Consider the following 9,302-nt stretch of genomic DNA (forward strand, 5'->3'; position numbering starts at 1 on the left):
CAGCGCCTTGAGACGCTGGCCTAGCATTAAAGGCTTATAGCCATCCTACGAGCCACCCGTTTCACGGGTGGGGGCGACTGATGTAACCTGTTTCGATGGCAGAAGCCATAAAAAAATCTTATACTTACGGTATCAATTAAAAGAAAGGAGCCCCATTTATGGCTTTGCTTGAAGTTACAAATATCAAAAAAATATACAGTACACGTTTCGGGGGAAACAAGGTACAGGCGCTTTCAAATGTTACATTTTCTATAGAGGAAGGTGAGTTTGTCGCGATTATGGGGGAATCTGGTTCCGGTAAGACAACCTTGCTGAATATTCTTGCATCTCTGGATCGTCCGACATCCGGAGAGGTTCTTCTGGAAGGGAAAAATATTGTACACCTTACAGAAAAAGAAATATCAGCATTCCGAAGGAAAAATCTTGGATTTGTTTTTCAGGATTTTAATCTGCTGGATACCTTCAGCCTGAGAGATAATATTTACCTTCCACTTGTTCTTACAGGAGAAGATTATCGTGAGATGGAACAGAAAATCCGCCCGATTGCGCAGGCTCTTAAGATCACAGAAATTCTGGATAAATTTCCATATGAAGTTTCCGGTGGTCAGAAACAACGTGCTGCTGTTGCAAGGGCGTTGATCACAAATCCCAAACTGATTCTTGCGGATGAACCGACGGGCGCACTTGATTCAAAGGCGGCGTCAGCACTTCTTTCCATATTTGGCGAAATCAATGCAGAGGGACAGACGATTCTTATGGTTACGCACAGCGCACAGGCAGCCAGCCATGCGTCCAGAGTTCTTTTTATCAAAGATGGAGAAGTTTTTCATCAGATATACAAAGGCAGTAAATCGCGTCAGGAAATGTATCAGATGATCGCGGATACGCTTACGATACTTACGACAGGTGGTGAGCAGCATGCATAAGGGAATTTTTTCCAGACTTGCAAAACAGAATATCCGAAACAACAAAAGCACATATATTCCATACATGATTACCTGTATTTTTTGTATTGCAATGATTTATATGATGGAATTTCTGCGTGACTGTCCGACACTGGATCAGGCAGTGCGTCAGGCGGATGAAGTGCGTATGATCGTGTTTACAGGAGAGATAGTCGTAGAGATTTTCTGTATTATTTTTCTGATCTACAGTAACAGTTTTCTGATGAAGAAAAGGCAGAAAGAGATAGGTCTTTATAATATTCTTGGACTGGAAAGAAATCACATTGGAATCGTAATGTTTCTTGAAACGATCATCACGTCAATAGGTTCACTTGTCGGTGGTATTGCAGCCGGAATTATTGGAAGTAAGCTGGCACTTCTTTTGCTGTTAAAGCTGCTTCATATCCCTTCAGTGCTTGGATTTTATATTTCAGTAAAGGGGATTTTTACCTGTCTGTTCATGTTTGGTATCGTATTTTTGATGATTCTGTTTCTGAACCTTGCGAAAATTCATTTAAGCCGTCCGGTAGAATTACTTCGCGGTAATAATACCGGAGAAAAAGAACCGGCAGCAAAATGGCTCATGGCATTGATTGGTTTTATCTGCCTTGGTGCAGGTTATTACCTTGCGGTTACGACTGAATCTCCAATCAAGGCAATTACGATATTTCTTCTGGCTGTTATTCTTGTTATGGCAGGGACTTATCTGCTTTTTACCGCAGGAAGTATTGTGATTCTGAAGTTTCTCCGACGCAGAAAGAGTTTTTATTACAGGACAGGAAATTTTATCAGCATATCGGGAATGCTTTATCGAATGAAGCAGAACGCAATCGGTCTGGCAAGTATCTGTATACTAAGTACAGGTGTTCTGCTTATGATTTCCATGACAGTTTCCATTTATTTCGGAATGAATGATATTATGCTGAATCGCTATCCGTATGATGTTGATATGTCTGTTACCAGCATAAGCGAAGAAGAATGTCAGACCGCAATAGAGGCTTTTGAAAAAGATATTGCGGATAATAAAGTTCCGGTAGAAAAGTCTGTGGAGGAAATCTATCTGGTTATCGTATGCAGCAAAAATGGTGATCAGATTCTGATAAAACCAGCAAATACTATTCGAAATTCTGATTCGGTACTGGTACTTTCTCTTTTGAATCAGGCAGAATATGAAAGACTTACAGGAATTTCTGCAAATCTCAATGATGGTGAAATTTTTGCATGGTATCCTTCAGCTGTGCAGAAAGATTCAGTTACTGTTGATGAGACAGAATTTACAGTGAAAAAATGGCTGGATAAGAATCCTCTGACCTGTGGCGAAGATGCAGTCAGTGATAATGCGGTATTAGTTGTTACAGATGAAGATTTTAAGAAATTTGATGAGATGCGTACAGAAATGTATAAAGGAGTTTCTTCTGCTCCTGCGGGAGAGAACCTGACACTTCATCTTGGTCTGGATATTACTGGTTCGGAGACAGATAAGATTGATTTTGGAACCCCGGTAATGGAGGCTGTTAAAGACTTGAAGAAAAACGGAGGCTTGTCAGAAAACTCATGGATAACTTCCGGAATCCGCCAGCAGGAATATGAGTCCTATTATGCGGATAATGGTTCTCTCTTGTTTATCGGAATCTTTCTCGGTTCTCTTTTCCTTATGGGAACAGCTATGATTATTTATTATAAACAGATTTCCGAAGGATATGAAGATCAGAAGCGATTTGAGATCATGCAGAAGGTTGGCTTAAGCCGCCGGGAGGTCAGAAGTTCTGTCCGCAGACAGATTCTGATGGTATTTTTCCTCCCGCTGTTAATGGCAATGCTTCATATTACCATGGCATTTCCAATGATTCGAAGAATGCTCCTGCTCTTTGGAATGACGAATACGAAGCTGTTTATTGGATGTACTGCGGGAACAGTGCTGATCTTTGCCATTGTGTATGGATTGATTTATCTTATGACGGCGCGTTCTTACTATCATATTGTAGAGAGAAAATAACTATTCAGCAGTCTGTTGACTGTGAGGAAAACAGTTTCCGATCAAAACGATGAGAGTATTAAGGTTTGTCATCTAACAGTCTGTTTTTTTGCAGCCAAAGCATAAATCCTACACAGAGGATTAACTGTAATATAGAGGACATCGGTGTTGCCAGCCCGATATGGAACAGAGAAGTATTTGGCTGGATACTCATGATGTAAGATACCGGCACTCTGACGCAGAATGCACCGAGAATTCCCTGTATCATAACAAATCTTGTTCTGCCAATTCCATTATAGAATCCGGTGTAGCAGAAGAAGATAGCAGTGAACAGACAGTCAATGGCATAGGCTTTCAGGTAATCTGCGGCTGCTGCGATTACTTCCGGGTCGGAGGAGAAAATACCCGCCAGGATATCTCCATGGAAGAAGGTAATTACGAACATTACAACACCGACACTAAAGGAAACTGCGATGCCATAGTGTAATGCTTTTCTTGCTCTGGTAAGGCGTCCGGCACCATAATTTTGTGCTACGAAAGCAGACATGGACTGCATAAAAGCGGATGATATCAGCATAATAAAAGCACAGACTTTTTCCGCAACACCAACACCGGCGGAAGCAATCACACCCATACCATTTACGATTGCCAGAATGATCAGGAAAGAAATACTTACGAGAAGATCCTGCAGGGCAATCGGCGCGCCGAAAGCGGTCATCTTACGCAGGTAAGTTTTGTGAATCCGGATATTTTCTTTTTTTATTGTAAATGGCAGATCTTTTTTACTGATAAGAATAAAAGATACGATTACACTGACAATCTGTGCAAATACAGTAGCAATAGCGGCACCAGCGGTACCCATACCGAAAACGGCGCATAAAAGCAAGTCTCCGGCAACATTGAATACACATGCGATGGCAACGGTGATCAATGGTGTCCGGGAGTCTCCAAGTCCGCGGAAAACACAGCCAATCAGGTTATAAGCGACAATGACTAGCATACCGCCGCCGCAGATCCGGATATAATCAACGGTCTTTTAAAAAGCTTCTTCCGGTGCGTTCATGAGACTGCTGACCTGAGGGGCGAAGACTACAAGAATGACTGACATGATCACAGCAATTCCGGCAAATAGCAGAATGGCTGTTCCTACGGTGCGACCGCCTTCTTCTTTCTTACCGCTTCCAATCTGCTGTCCAAGCAGAATTGTCGTTCCCATTGCAAAGCTGCTGACCAGATTTGTCAGTGTGGTCATGATCTGTGAACCGGTAGATACCGCAGATACATCAGCAGAAGAAGCAAACTTACCAACAATAAGTAAATCTACTGCACCGTACATAGCCTGTAGAAACAGTGCCAGCAATACAGGAACTGCAAACAGAAGTAACGGCTGCATGATTTTTCCTTCGGTAAATGATGTGTTTTTTTCCATGTGCTGTGATTCCTCCTTGTGTAATTGTTCGACTTGAATGAAAATTCAGTCGAATCAGGCAGATAACAAAAAAGCTGAATAAGAAAGCGGACATTTCAGTCTGCCATCTTATTCAGCTATTGTTTCTGATCGAACAAATCACCCTCCGATGAACAAAACGATTATATACTACAGATTTTTGAATGTCAATTATAATTTTTATATAAGCATCTGATGTTCATAAAATTATCCCCTGCATTTCTGTAAAATTAACTTGGCTGGCAGATGTCTGTTTCCTGGAATTGCTATAGTTGAAAATCTGTCAACGGTCGAAGATATTATAGAACTTCTGTAACTATTCAGTAGGTAATATCCCGCGAGGTGTTTTGGCATGTTTTTTGCCAAAATCCCGAGACATACAAGGCAAAATGCCATCACCGAAGGTGATTTGGAATGCATTTTGACTCGTAACTGTGAGGGTACTGAACAGTTACGAACTTCTATAAAACGATTGCAAGGTTTACAAACCACTTCTGTCAGGAAATTCAGAGGTGATATCTACTGCGTTCTGAAGCACACTGATCAGGAGATTAAAACTTTTCATATCCGGGTCAAAGTAATAGTAGTTTTTGGTTGCCTCCCGTCTCATTTTTAAAATCCCGGCATTTTTCAAAATCAGAGGCAAGCTTCTCGATTTCTTTCGGATTTTGCATTACTTAACCTCATGTCCGGATGCCGCCTCGAAATGATATTTGGCAATTCCGAGATCAATTTTTGTGTAAAAACCACTTAATGGTCTGGCAGTCGCCGTTCCGTTTTTAAGCTCAAACATAAATTTCTGCTGATTCATGGCTGTCGGTGCCAGGCATACGGCTTCCATTCCTCTGGTGAACCAGTCAGTATTCTGATCTGCTTTGCTAAGTTCAGAGATACTTTTGCTCTTATGCGGAACGCCCTGTGTCTCTCCATAACCAAGGGAAAGCACGATCAGAAGTTTCTTACCTTTTTCAATTTTTGCCTGTGTTTTTCCATGTGTCATGGCTACCCAGCAGGTATTCAATCCCATTTCCTGACATTTCAGAACAAGCTTTTCACCGTAGTAGCCGGCTTTTTCCTGCTGTTCTTTGGTTCCAACGATTGCAATATAGTTTGATACATTTTTGAATTTTCCATAATGTGCCATAAATGAGTCGAAACAACCAGGTTCATCAAAGAAAATCTGCATCTGTAAACCACTTTCTGCATTAATTTCAGAGATAAGATCGCGGATTTCAGCTTTTGTTTCATGTTTGATTGGCTGATTTTTATACTGACGTACACTATGTCTTTCTTTCATTACCTGTAAAATATTCATAAAATAAATCCTTTCGTAACTGCTGCGCATCCTTCTGGTACAGCAGAAATTTAAGTAAATCAAGTAAGTCACCTGCTTCAATTGCGAATATCCGATTGACTTTTCGCTGTGCCAGAATAGAAGAATGCCAGGGTAGTTACTTCCTTTCTTTCTTGGTTTAAATGTTTAAACGTAGTATATCATAAAAGAAGTGAAAAATTTCAATGGTAAAGAAAATCGAGGCCATTGCAGTCAGATGAAGGAGAATTTTGAAAACTTAATCTTGTAAGTTACGGAATTTCTAATTGACTCTGTTTATAGGATTCGCTAGACTTTAATATAGAATATGTTATTGATTGTAGTCAATTATCATTAGAGGATAAAAATGTTATGATGAGTGACGAAACAGAAGAAGAATAAAAAAGCGATAGCGAAGAATTTACAGGTGAGTTTGAGGTGGAGGATATGATTTATAAGACGAATTTTCAGTCAACATCAAATATGGAAGAATTTTTTGGTGATACCGGAGAAAAAATATCATTCCGATGCCAGTATTCGACTGGTGATAATCTGCGGGGCAGTCTTTTTCCCTGGCACTGGCATTCTGCGTTTGAAATCGACTTGGTAACAGGATGTGATATTCGTTTTGATTTTGAGGGAACATCCTTAAATATTTCTCAGGGGAATGCTGTTTTTATTAATTCGCAGAAGATTCATTCTTATCAGCCGGAAAATTCGGTAAAGTATAAAACTTATGCATTTCTTTTTGAACCACTTTTCCTTGCTGGTCAATATAATGGAGAAATTTTTCAGAAATATATAATTCCAATTATGAATTCAGATATTTCCGGTCTGGAAATTCCGGCATCAGATCCTGCATTTGCCTGTATAAAAGAAATTATTTATCTGGCAGAAGAAGAGCCTGAATATTTTGAAATTCAAATCCGCATTCAGCTGGAAAAGCTTTGGTGCATGATTTTAGAGAAAGTAAAAAGTGAGAAAGTGAAAGCACCAGTGTACAAAGAAGATTCTGAACGAATGAAACAAATGTTAAATTATATTCATTCTCATTATGCGGAGAAACTTTCATTGGAGAAGATTGCAAGTGCAGCTTCTGTTGGAATTCGTGAATGCAGCAGATGTTTTAGTCGTTCTATCCGGCAGTCACCAATGAATTATGTGAATCAGTATCGTGTGCAGATGGCACTGGAATTATTGATGACTACGGGATATACGATTACAGAAATCAGTGAAATGTGTGGATTCAGTTCTGTAAGTTACTTTGGAAAGGTATTTCGCCAGTATACTTCTGCTACTCCTGTACAGTATCGGGCACAATTAGAAAAACTTGATTATTGATTGGAAATATTTGTCTGTTTTGCCCAAAGGTGTGATTCTTTCATATATGCTTCCAGTTCTGGAACCTGCTCAGGGTTGTATTTGGTAAGTATCAAAATCATGGAATCGACTGAACCTTGAGATATGATTTCAAGAATATCGTACATATTGATTTCTGTATTTTTTACTTTTACAAATCCGCTAATGTTAAAACGGACAATCATATTTGCATATTTCCTGAAAGCTGGGATATTTTTTACACAAATGTTATATTGTATCATAATCAGGACTCCCTTCTTAAATTTAAATCCATAATAGCTGAATATATAACAATAAAAAACAGATATCAGGACTATAATTGGTAAAATCAGGACCAGAGCGTGTCTGGAAAATGATTCATATAATTTGTATATATCCATTATGAAAAGAGTTGGCGAATGTATGAATAATTTTCGAACATGCTCTGAAAAGTACGGATTATGATATGAGGTTATTATCCAATATGGTTATAATAAGCTCTTTACTTTAGCTATGGGGAGTGTCAGCTACAATAAATTAAAGAGGCAAATGGATGGAAAAGGCTGTTCCTTTTTGGGGCGTGCTTTCTATGGTGATTGTGCCATGACAAAGTTCAACAATACGTCCGACTAAAGCTAACCCAAGTCCATTTCCTTCAGTTTGCCGGGAATTATCACCCTGATAAAATTTTTCAAAAATATGTTTTTTTATCTCAGGAGTCATGCCATCTCCGTGATCGGCGATTGAAACGGAAACTTCTGTTTCTGTGGAGTGAATGCTTATATGAATGATACCACTTTGGGGTGAGTGTTTGATTGCATTATCAAGGATATTGATCCATACCTGTGAGAGAAGAGTCTCGCTTCCATAATATATCTGCTTTGGAAGATCCATATCAAATTCTATATTTTTGTCGGACCATTTTCCCTCTAGCATCAGGATGGATTTCCTGATCTGTTCGTCCAGTCGAAATTCGCGTTTATCAATGATCATTTCCTGATTCTCCAGTTTGGAAAGAGTCAGGATGTTCGTGGATAAGCTGGAAAGCCGTCTGGAATTATCTAAAATAATTCTGACATAGTGGTCATGCTTTTCCTGAGGAAGTTTTGGAGTCTGGAGCAGCGTTGCATAACCTTCGATAGCTGCAATCGGTGTTTTAAATTCATGGGAAACATTGGCAACAAAATCATTTCTTAAAGTTTCTATATGAGATAAGTCATACGCCGTGGCATTGAAATGCTGTGCCATTTCACGAATTTCAACGAGCTTCTGATCTGTCGGAATCCTGACAGAAAAGTTTCCTTTGGAAAGTTCATCAAAGGCATCTCTCATAGTCTGGATAGGTTGAATCATTAATTTTCCCACAAATAATGCGATGATCGTTCCTAAAAGTATGCTTCCAAATGAAAGAGCGACAATTGGAATATGTCTGGCTTTAGGATCAATTTGGATAATCCCTACTATAGCGATCCTCTAAAATAACGCATCTTAATACAGTCCATCAGAGGGTGAAATCCTGCGTCAGATATCTTTGCCGTGCGTCAGCACGCCTGCAGATATCTTCCTTGTCTTTCACCCTCTGATGGACTGTCTTAAATGCATTATTTACGAGGATTGCTATAAATTTGTGACAATGACGTAACATCCTCCCTACCTATTTTGTGACAATTATATAACATCCTCTATACAGAAATATGCGGTTTTAAGCCATTTTCGTGGTAAAAAAGCCACATATTTTTTGTAGCAATGACTTGACATTCCCGGGTAGATTATGCCTTTCAGAGAGCATACCAAAATGAAGATGATAGATGTTGTAATAAATGAAAAAATATGCTACGATACATACACAATGTGTAAAATAAAAAGGGGGAGAAAATGGAAATAAAAGATAAAATAAAAGAATTACGAGAAAGTACCGGAATGAACAGAAAGGAATTTTGTGAATATTTTGAAATCCCATACAGAACAGTAACAGAGTGGGAACGAGGAACCAGAAAGATGCCAGATTATGTGTTACGCTTATTAGCATATAAAGCAAAGATGGAACAACTCATCATAAAGGAAGATATGAATGAAGAATAAAATAATTGAAGTGCAAAATGTTCAGATTTCTATTTCGAAACAGGAGTTAGATGATTATATTTGTATTACAGATATTGCTAAGGCTAAATCAGATTCTGTCAGGGCAGCAGATGTGGTAAGAAATTGGTTAAGAAATCGTGGTACTTTGGAATATTTGTCTGTATGGGAACAGATATATAATCCCAATTTTAAAGTGTTCGAATC

11 protein-coding genes are annotated in these 9,302 nt (G+C 39.0%); 5 read left to right on the forward strand and 6 right to left on the reverse strand.

All coding sequences use genetic code 11. The features are described from left to right. The first annotated feature begins 158 nt into the window (after positions 1-158). Both OCV61_RS15490 and OCV61_RS15495 read left to right on the forward strand, forming a co-directional pair. Entirely contained in the window at positions 159-926 is a 768-nt protein-coding gene (locus OCV61_RS15490; protein WP_158422577.1) for an ABC transporter ATP-binding protein, read from the forward strand. Then, positions 919-2,940, forward strand: coding sequence for an FtsX-like permease family protein (locus OCV61_RS15495; protein ID WP_158422578.1), 2,022 nt, complete (start codon positions 919-921; stop codon positions 2,938-2,940). Before OCV61_RS15490 ends, OCV61_RS15495 begins: the two co-directional genes overlap by 8 nt. 58 nt (positions 2,941-2,998) lie before the next feature. On the opposite strand, the gene OCV61_RS15500 is transcribed toward OCV61_RS15495, so the two are convergent. The 4 genes from OCV61_RS15500 to OCV61_RS15510 all read right to left on the reverse strand — a co-directional run bounded on the left by OCV61_RS15500 (position 2,999) and on the right by OCV61_RS15510 (position 5,681). After that, positions 2,999-3,940 (reverse strand): MATE family efflux transporter, encoded by a 942-nt coding sequence (locus OCV61_RS15500; RefSeq protein WP_330382961.1) that lies wholly within the window; start codon positions 3,938-3,940, stop codon positions 2,999-3,001. Between the two features lie 15 nt (positions 3,941-3,955). Beyond that, positions 3,956-4,348, reverse strand: coding sequence for an MATE family efflux transporter (locus tag OCV61_RS18685; RefSeq protein WP_330382960.1), 393 nt, complete (start codon positions 4,346-4,348; stop codon positions 3,956-3,958). Positions 4,349-4,847: 499 nt separating this feature from the next. Further along, positions 4,848-4,976: a hypothetical protein gene (locus OCV61_RS15505; RefSeq protein WP_262583175.1), complete on the reverse strand. Its 129-nt coding sequence runs from the start codon at positions 4,974-4,976 to the stop codon at positions 4,848-4,850. 63 nt (positions 4,977-5,039) lie between these two features. Beyond that, entirely contained in the window at positions 5,040-5,681 is a 642-nt protein-coding gene (locus tag OCV61_RS15510; protein WP_158422579.1) for a nitroreductase family protein, read from the reverse strand. Between the two features lie 444 nt (positions 5,682-6,125). Between OCV61_RS15510 and OCV61_RS15515 the strand changes: the two genes are divergently transcribed. Beyond that, positions 6,126-7,019, forward strand: a complete 894-nt coding sequence (locus tag OCV61_RS15515) for an AraC family transcriptional regulator (RefSeq protein ID WP_158422580.1) — start codon at positions 6,126-6,128, stop codon at positions 7,017-7,019. Here OCV61_RS15515 and OCV61_RS15520 read toward each other — a convergent pair. Continuing rightward, the gene (locus OCV61_RS15520; RefSeq protein ID WP_158422581.1) at positions 7,013-7,279 is read right to left on the reverse strand and encodes a hypothetical protein; all 267 of its coding nucleotides are present in this window, start codon (positions 7,277-7,279) and stop codon (positions 7,013-7,015) included. The two genes, OCV61_RS15515 and OCV61_RS15520, sit on opposite strands and share 7 nt — an antisense overlap. A 274-nt stretch (positions 7,280-7,553) precedes the next feature. Next, entirely contained in the window at positions 7,554-8,369 is an 816-nt protein-coding gene (locus OCV61_RS15525; protein ID WP_262583177.1) for a HAMP domain-containing sensor histidine kinase, read from the reverse strand. Between the two features lie 522 nt (positions 8,370-8,891). On the opposite strand from OCV61_RS15525, the gene OCV61_RS15530 reads away from it, so the two are divergent. Together OCV61_RS15530 and OCV61_RS15535 are read left to right on the forward strand one after the other, a co-directional pair. Next, a complete protein-coding gene (locus OCV61_RS15530) occupies positions 8,892-9,098 on the forward strand; it encodes a helix-turn-helix domain-containing protein (RefSeq protein WP_158422583.1) in 207 nt (68 codons plus the stop codon). Beyond that, positions 9,088-9,302: KilA-N domain-containing protein (locus tag OCV61_RS15535; protein ID WP_158422598.1), on the forward strand; the 215-nt coding region annotated here is incomplete at its 3' end. The genes OCV61_RS15530 and OCV61_RS15535, both read left to right, overlap by 11 nt.

Source organism: Blautia ammoniilytica (assembly GCF_025566965.1).
Classification (GTDB): domain Bacteria; phylum Bacillota; class Clostridia; order Lachnospirales; family Lachnospiraceae; genus Blautia_A; species Blautia_A ammoniilytica.